The sequence below is a fragment of the Frisingicoccus sp. genome, from assembly GCF_048388605.1.
Lineage (GTDB): Bacteria > Bacillota > Clostridia > Lachnospirales > Lachnospiraceae > Frisingicoccus.
Genome location: NZ_DBGCTU010000051.1, coordinates 1 through 13,764 on the forward strand (window position 1 = coordinate 1; position 13,764 = coordinate 13,764).

Here is a 13,764-nt window from a genome sequence, read left to right on the forward strand (position 1 = left end):
CATAACCTCACAGAAAGTATATACCGGATCAGAAATATCAATTAATTTTTCTATTTCCAATGGTAATTTCAACTGACGAGTAGTATAATTACCATTGGTATTATTATTTAGTAGCATAAATTAATTATACCAAAAAATCGCTGAAGTCTCACGACCTCAGCGATTTTTCATTTATGGGACTTTTTTTACAGCCCCAGATGTTTACTATATGGAGTAAGATGTTCAACGAGGAATTACAACCGTAAGGATAAAGTGCTTTTTCGTATCAAGTTCGATATAACCTCCATTTTTTTCTGCGGTGCTCTTGATGTTCAACAATCCAAAACCATGATCGGCAGTTTTTTTTGTACTCGGTATCAGAGAATTGTTGCTCACCTTAACAGGGGCAGACAAAGGATTTTCAAAAGATACTACAAAGAAATTTTCCGTCTGCTTTATTTCAATGTTGATATGCCGCTTGCTTTCATCTTCAATCTTTAGATTTTCTTCAATCGCATTGTCAATCGCATTTGAAAAGATTGTGCATATTTCTAAGGCGGATAATTTTAGATCACTTTGAAAACGACCAGAAACATCAAGCGCTATACTATGTTCCTTTGCCATGTAATGTTTACCATTGATGATTGCATCAGCAATATCGTTTCCAACATGATAAAATTGATTTATGTCCTGCCACCCATCCGTAAGGCTCCGAACAAATTTTTTGATTTCGGAATAGTTTTCTTCCTCACACAAAGTATGCAAGCAAAGCAGATGATTTTTCATATCGTGACGATATTTGCGTAACTCTGTTTGACTGTCTTTGTAGATTGAGAAATAACGTAACTCCATTTCCATGTACTGATTGTTAAGTTGATACATGGTCTTATAGTATCTCGACAATTTGCTTCTAAAAATCAAAAGACAAAACAGGAAATTAAGCAAAACCGTTACGATAATGAGCAAACCTATCATTCCGTATTGTTCGCCTTGCTTAAAAAGACCAAAGGCGGGATCTATAATAATACTCACATACAACGAAAAAATATTGAGGGCCAGACAAAAAGCAATATCGGATTTTCCTATTATGCGAATATTATGGATGGATTTTTCGTAATGCTTATGACAAAAAGGTAAAATAACAATATCAATAGCCGCATATAAAACCATAACGGTTATATCTACATTAAATCCAGCCATTCCAGCAATCAATGAAATCATATTCGCCGGAATGAACAGAAATTGAATGATAATAAGTGAATAAAAGAACTTTGAAATCTTTTTTTCAACCGGCGTAAACATAATTAAAACCAGAGGATATAAGACTGTCATAATGGCGACAGCCTCCAAGATTTTACCTTGATAAGCAAAAATATGCTCAATTACGGCAATCAGTGTAATATAGCTCCAAAACTTTATATCAAATTTTAAGCCGGGACAATATAGTAAACGGATCAAAGCAGTCCATGCCAATAAATCCAATATAACAGATAGTAAATTCAATACCTCCATATAGTTACCTCGCAGTCCTCTTTATATACTCCCGAAAATGAGTTGTAAAGTTCTTGAAACGTAATCGGCTAAGTGGCAATACTAAGCCACCGTTTAATGTTACATCTGTTTTGCTGTATGACTTTACAAAGCGCATATTTATCAGATAACTTCTATGAATTCTGTAAAACCCATCTTTAGAAAGCTGCTGCTCATATTCATTCAGATTTCCACGATGTAATATCTTCTGATCAAGGGTATATATTAAAACATCTTGATTTTGGGCCTCAAGACATATCATATCGTTTACTGGAATAACATACTCGCCCTCTCTATTTTGAACAGTAATACTTTTTTGAGATAGAAGTTCCGTTTTAACTGCCTCTATTGCTTCAATCAATTTTGCTTTTTTGATAGGTTTGACAAGGTATCGAAAAGCAGAAACCTCATATCCAACTGTTGCAAATTCATCATGTGAGGTTATGAACACAATATATGTCTTAGGCGATAGTTTTTTCAGTTCTTTAGCTACCGCAATTCCACTGATTTTATTCATTTCTATATCCAACAGAAGCAAGTCATAGGTTTTTTTTGATGAAATAATCTTATTTAGAAATTCCTCCCCGGAATCGTATTGGTCTATGAACAAATCAATATCCCGATAAGTTTCAAATATGAATTGATAAAGCGTCTTGCTTAATATTAAGTCGTCATCACAAATAGCTATGTGCAGCATTGCTTTCACCTCATTTCTTATACCGTCCGTCAACCGGCTTTTCCGCTTCCTTTGGTATCAGCCAGACACCTGCCATCTTTACTGCTCCTCCAATCCGACCTGCTTTACAGTGATACTGCACCATCCGTTCCGTCACTTTCCATTTGCAGGCAGCTTCTTTCGTAGTCATAAAATCCATCTCTGCTCCCTCCCAATAAGTACTATTATATTTCGTAAAAACGAAATAAGCAAGTCATACAGTCTTAAATTATCCTAAACTTTCTGATAACCTAAAAAAGCAGATATGACAGATTCCATAACGGAGCACCATCTTCTGCCTCTATTCTCACCCCACAAACCGATAACCGCTGCCAATGACAGTCCCAATAAGATATGCTAAAAGTATTTGCCGGATCAGATTTTCCACCGTTTCACTTGCCCGAATCACTCCTATCCCCTGCAGAATTTGGAAAGCATCAAGCATCCCCTGCAGATACGCTTCCTGCTGTTCCTCAAAAGCTGCTCTTTCCATCTGCTCCATATACTTCTCCAGATAATCTTTGTCAGAGGCAGGCATCCGTTCCTTCAATTTTTCGTATCCGGTACGAAGATTTCCCAAATTTTCTTTTTCTTTCTTGCTGCCGGCAAGATGTACCAGCGTCTCCCTGCCTGCGTCCTCACATCTCAGGTTCTGCAGAAAAAGCACCAGTTTTTCCGTTACTTCATTTCCCATTTCAAAATCCTCCTTTGGTTAAACTATAGTTCTGTTTTATAAAATAAGCAGAGACTGCATATTTCATACATCCCTGCTTATCCTATCTTCTCATTAAATTTGTAACCTACGCCCCAGACTGTCTGAATGTAAATGGGATTGGACTGGTCCGGTTCGATCTTCTTACGGATTTTGTTGATATAAGCAGTTATATTCCGGTCATCTGCCACATAATATTCTCCCCATATCCTATCATAAATCTGCTCTTTACTAAACACCTGCCCCTGGTTTCTGGCAAGAAATTCCAGAATATCAAACTCCTTACTCGTCATGGTGATTTCGTCTCCATCACAAAACACCTGACGCTTCGATGGAATAATCTGGAGGCGTCCACACACAATGTCCTTTGTCCGGTAAGCTGCCTTATTCAGTTTATACCCGTACTGGTTTGCAAGCTTCATAAGTTCCTCGCAAAATCCCTCCTGGACTTTTTCCATCATAATAAATAGTACATCCACTTATAAATTTCCTTTCTGTTGCTCTTTAATGAATAGCGAACTTATGGTCACTTTCTTTATCTTCTATCAATACATTTCAAGCAGCTATTATTTGTTACTGTTGGTTTCTTTCTTTTCTGCCATTATAAAATACCGGGTTATGAATGACCGAACCGTCTATAATTTTAAAAAAGTTTTCGACAAAATATATCGAAAAATAGTGCTACGCACCGCCATATTTCTGATTATTGTAAGCAAATCCGGATTAGTCTTGTCACAGAACGTGCCGCCATAGAATTTTACACTATTGACCACAAAAGGCTCCTCCATTCCAGACATCAAAATGAAAGGAAACTTCTGGTTACTCTTATAAAGCCGCTCCAGAAGTTCCAATCCTGTTCGATCCGGCATATTGTAATCAGAGCATATTAAATCAACTGTATCCTCGTCCAAACAACGCAGTGCCTCATTTACGCCACAGGCTTCATATATCTGAAACTGTTTACTCAGCAAATCCGATAAAACTCTCAGAGATGTTGCATCATCATCTACAAGCAATTTTTTTCATTGTATTCCATCTCCCAACATGCAAAAATAGATTTTTCTCACAACAACAATATCAACTTATTTTATATTGTATAGACTCCAGCTTACAATTAGGTGAATTTCTGCTTACGAAATCGTAAGGTTGAAAAGAGCGAACAGTTCATTGAACTGACCGCCTAAGATTCAGATATTATTATTGTGTGCTGACAAATGGTCGTACTTTGTCGATACGCTTTATACATCATGGCGACTACCTCCTTTAGCCGCCATGTCTACATAGTTAAGGGTCATCGTACAAGTAAAAAGAAACGGCGGCTCTGAAAATCAAAGCCGCCGGAATTATGATAGGTGCGTGAAAATATATCTGCGCTACGATGACTTTTTTTCTTTTTTGTCGGCGTGTGGCAGATAATGAACAAATGATTTGTTTTTCTTTATTTTATCAATATCAGCTTACTTTAAGATGAATTTTAGCTTACGGATTTGTAAGGTAGAAAAAGAGAGGGTAGCTTTTGAAACTGCCCTCTCAAGAAATTATGAAAAATTATTGTGCGCTGATATTTTCAATGATAGACATTCTTTGTAATATTTTCGCAGGCCCCCGAACCGCCAAAAGGGAAGTAAATAAAGCAATAGCGATTATGAGTATAAGAGGAATAAAAGGTACACTCCACGCAGTTCCCCAGATATTTGTTATTAAACTTACATAAATAACCCAGTGCATAGGAATCCCAATGATGCAGCCCCAAACAACCCCGTTTATCGCATAGGTTCCTGCTTCTGCGATTATCATTTTTACAAGTTGACGGTCACTCATTCCGATCGCCCGCATGCCTCCGTATGCTTTCATTTTTGCCGCAACCCCCATATTGATTGTATTCATAATATGGAAAATGGTAATCGCAACGATAATAGAAAGGAAACCATAAACAAGGACGGCAAAAGTATGGTACAGATTTCTTTGCTGCTGAACCTGTAAAAGACTGTCTGAAAATATTACACCGCCATCAGTAAATAAATCTTCGATTGCTTTTACATCTTCACCGGAAGCGTTGTTCTCAAACTGAATATCTATAATCGTATAGCCTGTTTCTCTTGTCAGTGCGGTAAAGGTTTTTTCTGAACAGAAAAAGGTTTCCGTTCTCTCCACACGGGCTAAAGGACTATCAGATAAAATCCCTGCAACTGTAACAGTCTGTGTACTATCATTGATAGACAAGGTTATATTGTCGCCAACTTGCACATCGGCATTTTCCGTCTGTACAAATAATACTTGATTATCTTGTTGCATGACTGTTTCTATGGAACCGGCTACTAAAAAGTCTTCCGCCCACCCAAATTGATTTTCCTCATAGGAAATAAGATTTGCATTATGGCTTTTCCCGCTATATTCTGCCGGAACATTATAAGCAAACATACGTCCGTATGCCCGTTTGACAACATCATTTTGCTTAATTTGCTCTAACAGTTCATTGTCAATCGAACAAGTATTAGTTTCACTTACTATGGATAATTCTGGCGTATATACTGGGGGAACAAAAGCGTTTTTCATAAAATCAACAAGGGTACTGAATGAAAGAAACAAAGTAATGCAGACAGCAAATGCCCCTGTCATTAAAATATAATTCCTTTTCTTTGCTTTCGCGTGATGAATACCCAATGCAGTTTCAATTTTAAAGGTCTTTGTATTAGCAGCTTTACGGAATGAAGCTGTTTGCTCGGCATTTCCCGATACAGCAGTAAGCGGGGAAACTTTTGCTGCTCTCTTTGCCGGAGAACGTGCAGCCAATAAAACAGTCAGAAGTCCTAACAGAATACTTGCTATTATACTTATCCAACTGATCCCCAAAATTGGCATAGATGAAAACCATTGAGAATTTATTACCCGCATAGCAGCCGACAAAATCCAGACAATCACTATGGAGAATATAATTCCAATAGGAATAGCTGTTTTGCACCAATACAATCCCTCTAAACGTACAAATCGCATGATCTGCCGTTTTGTTGCGCCTAAACACCTGAGCATACCAAAAAATTCCGTCCGTTCTGCGACATTACTATTCAAACTGCTTGAAATCATCAGAATACAGGTCAGCATAACGATAACAGAGAGAATAAAAGCTACTTGATAAATCTGATTTACGCCTGTTTTTCCCTCTATTTGTCCTTGTATACTCAAAAGAGGAATATTCCCGGTTATCTGTTCATCGGATAACTTATTGTTTGCCTTTATGTCATTGATTGTGTTCGGTATATTGCATAAACGTGAAAATTGAACGACATAGCTTTCATTCGCATTTGGAGCAGCAAGGTTCCCTAATTCTTCTGGTGTCATTATTACAATCGGTGCATTTCCAGTAATTAAGCGTGAAGTCTTTGTATCATCCAAAAATCCAACTACCAGATAATCCGCTGCGTTTCCGTCTGGCTTGCATAATCCAACCGTTTCATTCAGCGAAACAAAAGAATTATTTTTGAGTGAAGAAGATACTGCAATTTCGTTTGGCTCGTCTGGATATTCCCCCTCTGTAATTTCGTTCAAGAATATACCTCCAAAAACGGTCTTATCCTGTGCGCTGATTGCAACAGACTGGTCTTTTATAGAATATCCCGCTTCGGAAGAAACCATATTGTGCCACCCGGCGACCTCTACCTCTGGGCGTGCTGAAATAAAGGATGCCGTTTGTGTATCAATAGAATGAAACTCATAATGCCAATTCCCGCTTTCCTCCATCTGATGTTGTGTGACCCCCTGTAAATACATATCGGCAAGCCCAAACATGACGGCAACCAAAAGTACCGCAAGGGTAATACAAATACGGGTCATTTTGCTTTGCTTGCGGTGGATTTTTGCAGATATAGGAACAAGTTTAAGATAATGTTTCATTAGATGTCCCTCCCAAATCTGTAATAATACCGTCACTTACACGAAATACCCTGTCAACCGAAGCAGTTAAATTATTATTGTGCGTAATCATCAAAATAGTTTGCTGAAAACGTCTTGAAGCACTGGTAAGCATATCAATAACGTCTTTGCTGTTTTTACTATCAAGATTTCCTGTGGGTTCATCCGCCAAAATAAGTTTCGGCTGTGTAATTAGTGCCCTGCCAATCGCTACTCGTTGCTGCTGTCCCCCGGATAACTGGCTCGGTAAATGGTGACGGCGTTCAGTAAGCCCAAGTAGACTAAGGATTTCATTTACTCTGTTTGGGTCTGGTTTACGGTAGTCCAACAGCAGAGGAAACATAATATTTTGTTCTACGTCCAGTTCCGATACAAGCTGAAAAGACTGAAAGATAAATCCAATATTGCGTCGTCTGAAAATCGTCCGTTTGTCCTCTTTCATAGAAAACAGGTTTTGCCCGTCAATAAAAATGGAACCGGAAGTCGGCGCATCTAAAGCACCAATACAATTAAGCAGAGTGCTTTTTCCAGAACCGGACTCACCTACAACGGCGGCAAATTCCCCTTTTTCAAGGGAGAAAGACACATTTTTCAAGGCGTTTACTTTTGCTTCGCCTTTACCATAAGTTTTGCACAAGTTTTCAACTCTTAAAATTTCCATAATTAATAACCTCCTTTTCTCAAAGGATAGCAGGGGCAGCTTACAATCCGGTGAATTTAACCTTACGATTTCGTAAGGAAAGAAACTGAAAAGGTGGTTCCCTCATGTAAAATACTTTGAACGGAAATATGCCCGCCTTGTCCCTCTATGATCGATTTTGCAAGAGGCAGTCCTAATCCAATTCCCGGAGTATTGAGAGAATATTTGCTGCGGTAAAAGCGTTTGAAAATATGGTGTATATCTTCCGGGGCAACCCCGTTTCCATTATCGGAAACTAAAATCCGTATCATAGTTGGTGTACTTTCCCAAGTAATTCTAATTATTCCTCCCGCTTTTGTATGGTCTATAGCATTTTTCACAAGGTTTCCAATCGCTTCACTTGTCCAGTCCATATCGCAGATGACTGTTTGATTAGGTGTTCCATTTAAAATAATCTGTTTTCTTTCCTGTGTAGCCCTTGTCGTAAGCTCGCTGATTGCGTTTTTAATCAATTCCTGTATGAAACATGATTGCTTTTCAAAAAGAATATTTCCAGTGTCTAAACGTGTGATTTTCAGCATAGACAAAATAAGCTGTTCTATTCGTTTTAAGGCAGTTCCGTTTTTTTGTGAAAATTCCTTTACCGTTTCAGCATTATCCGGCTCAGCTTCTATGATTTCCTGATACATCATTAAAGCTGCTAATGGAGTTTTTAGCTGATGTGAAATATCCGAAATTGTACTTTTCAGAAATTCCTTTGTTTTATGTTCTGTTTCGTTTTTGGCTTGAAGCATAGTAGCAAGCTGTTCAACAGAAGCAAATAAATGAAAGATTTCCCCCTCGCTATCTTGCGGCAAATGGCAGGAATAGTCATTGTTAATATAATTATCTATGATTTTTTCTGCCTGCTGATAAAGCCTATTCCTAATCCGCAGGAAAAAAATAATTCCAATGCCAAGAATTAGCGTTAGGAAAATACCCCCGCCCAATGCCATAAGCAAAAAATGCTGTTGAAATTGGGAGAAATGCGGCAATAAACTATTAAGCGTATTTTGTTTAATTCCTAAACTATTTAAAAATTCCATCCCGGCGGCACTTGTATCTGTGGAAGAAATAGCATTTGCAATCACTTCTTTTGAAACTCCCTGTTCCAATAGAGCAGATACAACAGCCCTATCACGTTCCAGATACATAGATTTTGCAGCAGCTATTTGCGTTTGACAAAACCATGCGCTCACCCCAAAAACCAGAACAATGTATAAGGCAACGAAAAAAGCAAAAAACTTAACTTGTCTATCACGGAATATGCTCATGCGTCCACTTCCTTCCATTGATAACCAAATCCGCGAACAGTGATTAAGTGCTGAGGGTGGGAAGCATCGGTTTCTACTTTTTCACGAAGCCGACGAATATAAACAGATAAGGTATTATCGTCAACAAAATTTCCTGTACCATCCCACAAATCATTTAGGATAATATCTCTCGAAACAACACGGTTTGCATTGCGAACCAAAAGACACAATAAGCGATATTCTGCACTTGTTAAATCTAATACTCTACCATTCAGAAGTACCCGACTGCCTAAGAGGTCAATCGTTATGTCTCCACATTCGATAGTTGTACTTTTTTCTCTGTCAGAAATGCCAGCTCGACGCAATAATGCCCGGATACGAGAACACAATTCCCCAAGTTTAAATGGCTTTGTTATATAATCATCACCACCGCTGTCCAGTCCCCGGATCACATTAACTTCTTCATCAGACGCAGTTAAAAAGATGATCGGGATTCGGGCATTTTGTTTCCGCACCTTTTCACAAACATCAAACCCTGTACCATCTGGCAATGTGACATCCAGAATGAGCAAATCAAATCTCTCCATTTCGGTCAGTAGTTGTAATGCTTCGCTCACAGTACGGGCAATCTCAACATCAAAATCGTTCTTTTTCAAAGAGTAGCGTAGTCCATCAATAAGACTTACGTCATCCTCTAACAAAAAAATCTTATTCATGCTTCTGTTCCTTTCCCTGTTTTGTTCTGCCATCAATAGGCTTTTCCGATTTCTTTGGAATCAGCCACATACTCCCCAATTTTTCGACACCCGGTATGCGATTTCCCTCGCATAGTTTTTGTACTCGCCGTTCAGAAATGCCCCACTTGCCTGCTGCTTCGGCACAAGACATATAATCCATAATCCGCCCGTCCTTTCTTCAGAATCAGCATTATTATATACGGCATGACGAATAATAGCAACTTACGATTTTGTAAGGTTTATAGTTCACGATACTACTGGCAATGCAAACTTATATAAACTTGCTTATTTTTGCAGATTTGCCGTAACCGGCAAACCTGCAAAAACGCTTGTTGGTGACATGTCCCCAAACCCATGAGATTGCCACCTGCGGTGACAGCTGTGCGTTTCTATGAAACGCTTAATACAGGCCAAGGATAGTAAATCACGCAAATTTTTTTGCTTGATTTACTCATTCGCATTTTCACCCAGGATGCTACAATGATGTCACTACACAAAAAGGAGGTTTTAGTATGGCTATATTATTGAAAGCAAAGGAAGTCACTAAGGTTTGTGCAAAGGCACAACATCCAAGTTTGAATAAGGCGTCTTTTGATGTAGCCGAGGGGGAATTTATCGGCATCATGGGAGCATCTGGTTCAGGAAAGACCACGTTGCTCAATGTTCTCTCAACTATTGACACCCCAACAAGCTGGGACATTTGGATCAATGGCGTAAACATAAGGAAACTGGGTGGCACAAATCCTATTGTCTTTGCAAATAGTGTAGGAACACTGATTGTGAGCGATAGTTTTTATGAGCAAATGAGATTAAACATGACGCCTGAAACCCACCTTCTAAGCATAAATGGGAAAGCACTTGAAAATAATGAGAATTTATTTGCAGCGATGAAAGAGGTGCTCCAAGACAGTCCCTATCTGCAAGGGCATACCCACAGGATAAATGAGATTTGATGAGAAATCAGTTTTAGAAACTTCTCAAAATAGTCATACAACTCATTTGATTCCGCAGACGCAGCTTCGAGATTCAAAAGAACTCTATATGCAGCTGTGTTATTCTTATCTTGTAATTTTTCAATTATATCCATGATAATTATCTCCGCCAAATTCTTATCTGTCACTGGATTTCATTCTACCATATAACCCTGAATTTTCCCACTCCTATCTCCATATTCTATTCTCTAAAACAAAAAACCGGATCAGCATCAAAACACTGAATTCCGGAGTATCTGCCTTTATTCAGCAAATGCTTCCTTCCGTTTTTTGAGTAGGGAAATCGTTAAATTTGCACCCTCAAGGCATCAGAGGGTGCATTGTATCAATTTATGGTACGCAAGTCAGTGAGAGGGTGCGCCAATGAATATTTCATTTAACTCTCTACTTACTTTAACAAGCTCACAAAATACTTTACTAAAACATACACAGCACGAAGTATGTACCATACGACTACTACCTCACCGATCAGGCAGCCTACTATTATATTCATTACCCAGACACCGACAGTTCCGCCTATATCGAAATTCTTAGGTAATAACCAGATGTACATTCTATGAATACCAAAAGGCATACCAACCACCATCCATATCTTCCACAACTCAGTCTGTTCCAAAGATACACAGAAATGATATGCGATCCACGCCCATACCGCCAGAAGCAGCATCGGTAATATTGTTTTCTCCATAAGCTCTTTGCCCATCATTCAATCCCCCAACTTTTCTTTTTATCAATACGACACTACTCATTATATTGCACCATTTCCAAATTTTAAAGTCAGTCCATCACTGACGGGATCTCCTTTCCAATTACTTAAAATCGTGTTCTTTTTCGGTCAAAAAAATAGAACTAACACGGCAGAACCCTTGATTTTATTGGGTTTCTCCTTGTTAGTCCTATTATCTCACAGTCATCGAGAATAACAATAGGCGCGTCCTTCAGCATGGCACGGGCAATAGCGATCCGCTGCCGCTCTCCGCCGGACAGATGGGCGCCTCCGCCGCCGACTTTTGTATCATAGCCCTTTTCCAGACTGCGGATAAAAGCGTCGCAGCCTGCGGCCTTTGCCGCTTCTTCCACTTCTCTGTCTGTGGCGAAAAGCCGGCCCATGCGGATATTTTCCCGGACGCTTTCATCAAACAGGTAATTGTCCTGGGACACAAACGCTACCTGGTCGTATAGCTGAGAAAGCGGAATGTCTCGCTCATCCACGCCGCCCATAGATACGCTTCCTTCTTCCACATCCCAGAAGCCTGCGATCAGCTTTGCAATGGTGGATTTGCCGGATCCGGAAGGGCCAACCAGCGCTGTCATACTGCCCGCCAGAATGGAAAGGCTCACGTCCTTCAAAATATTCTGGCCCTCATGATAACCGAAGGACACGTGGGAAAGCGCAATATCATAGCCGGAAAACACCACTTGCTTTTCCCCATGATCCTGCTCTTTCGCCGCAAGCAGCTCATCCACGGTTGCCACCGTGGTCCCCACCTGGGCAAGGGTATCCACAAAGTTCATCGCCGCAAGCAAGGGGCCTGCAATCCCCATAGACAAAAGAATCGTCGTAATAAAAACTTCCATGGACAGGCTTCCGCCCCGGTACAAAAGCCACCCCACCGGCAGGATCGTAATCAGGGTAGCCGGAGAAACTGCATATCCCATGGATGTACCAAACAGGCACTTTTTCATCCAGTTATAATAATAAGACGCATTGGCTGTTACCCGGTCGGCAAACTTGGCGTAAGACGCTTTTCCCTGATTAAAGGCTTTGATCACCTCGATTCCGCCGATGTACTCTACGATGGTTCCGTTCATGGCCTGCGTCGTTTTGACCGCACCTTCATAATCTTTCCCATAGGAACCCATGACCGACATCATGAAAATCATGCCCACTGGGATCGACACCAGAGACAAAAGCGCCATGCGCCAGTCCAGAGCAAATAAGTAAATCAGGATCAGAACCGGCCCCGCAATGTTGGCGGTCATCTCCGGGAGAAGGTGAGCCAGTGTGGTCTCCATCCCGTCCACCTGATCCACGACGATCTGCTTAATTTTGCCGCTGGGTGTATCGAGAACCGTTCCAAGGGGGAGCTTTGGCAGCTTCGCAAGAATCTTCTGCCGGATAGTTTTCAAAATGGAAAAGGTTGCCTTGTGAGATCTGGACAGAGCCAGGTTATAGAGCAGGGTACGGGCTGTATAACCGGCTAACCCCGCCGCAAGCCATGGCATATAGGCAGAAAGCTCCCGGTTTCCGGACAGCAGACCAATGATGATCTGCGCCGCGCTGATGTAGGGAAGCATCCCCAGCGCCACGCCCAGGAAGGCGCTGCCCATGGCAAAGATCAATCCACCGTGTTCCGTTTCGCCCAGCTCCCAGATGCGGAGCAGGGGACTTTGTTTCTTCATATGGTTTCCTCCTTTTAGGTTAGCTCTCGCTAACTGATTGATTTATTTTAAGGCTGCTTGACTGTCACCAGTTCGGCAGCCCTATAAACGATTTCTACATTTCCGCAATAGCCATAAATCCGGCATGATGGTATTTTCCCATCAGCGAGATATATTTTTTGGCGTTTTCCCGGCTCATTCCATGACGCACCGTTTCAAAAACGCCCTCATAATAAGCGGTAACCATCATATGGTACAATTCCCTTGTCATCGTATCCGAAAACTCCGACCCAACGCCTGTGACCTCCATCCACTTCCATGTATACGCCTCTTCTATGGATACCAGCTCATCCACAAAATGCTGAAACTTCGTCCCATAGGAAGCATCCAGCAAAAGCCGGAAAGCGTCAAAGTGATCATACATATAATCCACCAGCTTCAGCATTTCATCTGCGGAATACTTCCCCACTTCCTGGCGCTGCGTCTCCGGGTCAAATGCGTGGAAGGTCTCCTGCACCTTACAAAACTGCTCCTTAAATGCTGTAGCAGCCGGCTCCACAATGGCAGCAAATAACCCTTCCTTATCCTGAAAACGTACATAAATGGAATTGGTACTGGTATCAGCTTCTGCAGCAATCGTCCGAAGCGATGCATCGGAATACCCCTTCTCTAAGAACTCCTTCTTTGCGCATTCCAATATCCGCTCATATACGCCCTCAATCTGCTTTGCCATTTCTTCACCTCCTATTTGAAACGTCGTTTCATAACACTGTTTTTATTATACCAACGTTTTCAGAAATGTCAAGAGGGCGAAACGAACATCCATTTTATGTATTCAATTCTCTTGGACTATGCTTTTTGTAAGGAGAATCTTCT

14 protein-coding genes and 1 pseudogene are annotated in these 13,764 nt (G+C 40.6%); 1 reads left to right on the forward strand and 14 read right to left on the reverse strand.

Annotation, left to right across the window (positions count from 1 at the left end; all coding sequences use genetic code 11):
* Window positions 1-222: 222 nt before the first annotated feature.
* The 11 genes from ACMN7X_RS13335 to ACMN7X_RS13385 all read right to left on the reverse strand — a co-directional run bounded on the left by ACMN7X_RS13335 (window position 223) and on the right by ACMN7X_RS13385 (window position 9,674).
* The gene (locus ACMN7X_RS13335) at window positions 223-1,491 is read right to left on the reverse strand and encodes a sensor histidine kinase (protein WP_418747949.1); all 1,269 of its coding nucleotides are present in this window, start codon (window positions 1,489-1,491) and stop codon (window positions 223-225) included.
* Window positions 1,492-1,495: 4 nt separating this feature from the next.
* On the reverse strand, window positions 1,496-2,206 hold the full coding sequence (locus ACMN7X_RS13340) for a LytR/AlgR family response regulator transcription factor (RefSeq protein WP_418747950.1): 711 nt from the start codon (window positions 2,204-2,206) through the stop codon (window positions 1,496-1,498).
* 10 nt (window positions 2,207-2,216) lie between these two features.
* Entirely contained in the window at window positions 2,217-2,384 is a 168-nt protein-coding gene (locus tag ACMN7X_RS13345; RefSeq protein WP_418747951.1) for a helix-turn-helix domain-containing protein, read from the reverse strand.
* A gap of 147 nt (window positions 2,385-2,531) precedes the next feature.
* Window positions 2,532-2,918: a hypothetical protein gene (locus tag ACMN7X_RS13350; RefSeq protein ID WP_418747952.1), complete on the reverse strand. Its 387-nt coding sequence runs from the start codon at window positions 2,916-2,918 to the stop codon at window positions 2,532-2,534.
* Window positions 2,919-2,995: 77 nt separating this feature from the next.
* Window positions 2,996-3,397 carry a winged helix-turn-helix domain-containing protein gene (locus ACMN7X_RS13355; RefSeq protein WP_418747953.1) on the reverse strand — a complete coding sequence of 134 codons (402 nt, stop codon included), beginning with the start codon at window positions 3,395-3,397 and terminating at the stop codon, window positions 2,996-2,998.
* Window positions 3,398-3,571: 174 nt separating this feature from the next.
* Complete coding sequence (locus ACMN7X_RS13360) at window positions 3,572-3,952, reverse strand: response regulator transcription factor (protein WP_418747954.1); 381 nt, start codon at window positions 3,950-3,952, stop codon at window positions 3,572-3,574.
* A 532-nt stretch (window positions 3,953-4,484) separates the two neighbouring features.
* A complete protein-coding gene (locus ACMN7X_RS13365) occupies window positions 4,485-6,827 on the reverse strand; it encodes an ABC transporter permease (RefSeq protein WP_418747955.1) in 2,343 nt (780 codons plus the stop codon).
* Entirely contained in the window at window positions 6,811-7,506 is a 696-nt protein-coding gene (locus ACMN7X_RS13370; protein WP_418747956.1) for an ABC transporter ATP-binding protein, read from the reverse strand. Before ACMN7X_RS13370 ends, ACMN7X_RS13365 begins: the two co-directional genes overlap by 17 nt.
* 62 nt (window positions 7,507-7,568) lie before the next feature.
* Window positions 7,569-8,798, reverse strand: a complete 1,230-nt coding sequence (locus tag ACMN7X_RS13375; protein WP_418748069.1) for a sensor histidine kinase — start codon at window positions 8,796-8,798, stop codon at window positions 7,569-7,571.
* Window positions 8,795-9,493 carry a response regulator transcription factor gene (locus tag ACMN7X_RS13380; protein ID WP_418747957.1) on the reverse strand — a complete coding sequence of 233 codons (699 nt, stop codon included), beginning with the start codon at window positions 9,491-9,493 and terminating at the stop codon, window positions 8,795-8,797. Before ACMN7X_RS13380 ends, ACMN7X_RS13375 begins: the two co-directional genes overlap by 4 nt.
* On the reverse strand, window positions 9,486-9,674 hold the full coding sequence (locus ACMN7X_RS13385; RefSeq protein WP_418747958.1) for a helix-turn-helix domain-containing protein: 189 nt from the start codon (window positions 9,672-9,674) through the stop codon (window positions 9,486-9,488). Before ACMN7X_RS13385 ends, ACMN7X_RS13380 begins: the two co-directional genes overlap by 8 nt.
* A gap of 352 nt (window positions 9,675-10,026) precedes the next feature.
* On the opposite strand from ACMN7X_RS13385, the pseudogene ACMN7X_RS13390 reads away from it, so the two are divergent.
* Window positions 10,027-10,269: pseudogene (locus ACMN7X_RS13390) on the forward strand (ATP-binding cassette domain-containing protein); the annotation flags it as partial.
* Window positions 10,270-10,894: 625 nt separating this feature from the next.
* Here ACMN7X_RS13390 and ACMN7X_RS13395 read toward each other — a convergent pair.
* The 3 genes from ACMN7X_RS13395 to ACMN7X_RS13405 form a co-directional block, all read right to left on the reverse strand.
* Window positions 10,895-11,212 (reverse strand): DUF6050 family protein, encoded by a 318-nt coding sequence (locus tag ACMN7X_RS13395; RefSeq protein ID WP_418747959.1) that lies wholly within the window; start codon window positions 11,210-11,212, stop codon window positions 10,895-10,897.
* Between the two features lie 143 nt (window positions 11,213-11,355).
* Window positions 11,356-12,909 carry an ABC transporter ATP-binding protein gene (locus ACMN7X_RS13400; protein ID WP_418747960.1) on the reverse strand — a complete coding sequence of 518 codons (1,554 nt, stop codon included), beginning with the start codon at window positions 12,907-12,909 and terminating at the stop codon, window positions 11,356-11,358.
* A 94-nt stretch (window positions 12,910-13,003) separates the two neighbouring features.
* Window positions 13,004-13,621, reverse strand: coding sequence for a TetR/AcrR family transcriptional regulator (locus ACMN7X_RS13405; protein WP_418747961.1), 618 nt, complete (start codon window positions 13,619-13,621; stop codon window positions 13,004-13,006).
* Window positions 13,622-13,764: the final 143 nt, after the last annotated feature.

What these genes read in the sequence shown, in the direction of transcription:
- ACMN7X_RS13335 (WP_418747949.1), bottom strand. Translation starts at nt 1,491, where the DNA reads ATGGAGGTATTGAATTTACTATCTGTTATATTGGATTTATTGGCATGG.
- ACMN7X_RS13340 (WP_418747950.1), bottom strand. Translation starts at nt 2,206, where the DNA reads ATGCTGCACATAGCTATTTGTGATGACGACTTAATATTAAGCAAGACG.
- ACMN7X_RS13345 (WP_418747951.1), bottom strand. Translation starts at nt 2,384, where the DNA reads ATGGATTTTATGACTACGAAAGAAGCTGCCTGCAAATGGAAAGTGACG.
- ACMN7X_RS13350 (WP_418747952.1), bottom strand. Translation starts at nt 2,918, where the DNA reads ATGGGAAATGAAGTAACGGAAAAACTGGTGCTTTTTCTGCAGAACCTG.
- ACMN7X_RS13355 (WP_418747953.1), bottom strand. Translation starts at nt 3,397, where the DNA reads ATGATGGAAAAAGTCCAGGAGGGATTTTGCGAGGAACTTATGAAGCTT.
- ACMN7X_RS13365 (WP_418747955.1), bottom strand. Translation starts at nt 6,827, where the DNA reads ATGAAACATTATCTTAAACTTGTTCCTATATCTGCAAAAATCCACCGC.
- ACMN7X_RS13370 (WP_418747956.1), bottom strand. Translation starts at nt 7,506, where the DNA reads ATGGAAATTTTAAGAGTTGAAAACTTGTGCAAAACTTATGGTAAAGGC.
- ACMN7X_RS13375 (WP_418748069.1), bottom strand. Translation starts at nt 8,798, where the DNA reads ATGAGCATATTCCGTGATAGACAAGTTAAGTTTTTTGCTTTTTTCGTT.
- ACMN7X_RS13380 (WP_418747957.1), bottom strand. Translation starts at nt 9,493, where the DNA reads ATGAATAAGATTTTTTTGTTAGAGGATGACGTAAGTCTTATTGATGGA.
- ACMN7X_RS13385 (WP_418747958.1), bottom strand. Translation starts at nt 9,674, where the DNA reads ATGGATTATATGTCTTGTGCCGAAGCAGCAGGCAAGTGGGGCATTTCT.
- ACMN7X_RS13395 (WP_418747959.1), bottom strand. Translation starts at nt 11,212, where the DNA reads ATGATGGGCAAAGAGCTTATGGAGAAAACAATATTACCGATGCTGCTT.
- ACMN7X_RS13400 (WP_418747960.1), bottom strand. Translation starts at nt 12,909, where the DNA reads ATGAAGAAACAAAGTCCCCTGCTCCGCATCTGGGAGCTGGGCGAAACG.
- ACMN7X_RS13405 (WP_418747961.1), bottom strand. Translation starts at nt 13,621, where the DNA reads ATGGCAAAGCAGATTGAGGGCGTATATGAGCGGATATTGGAATGCGCA.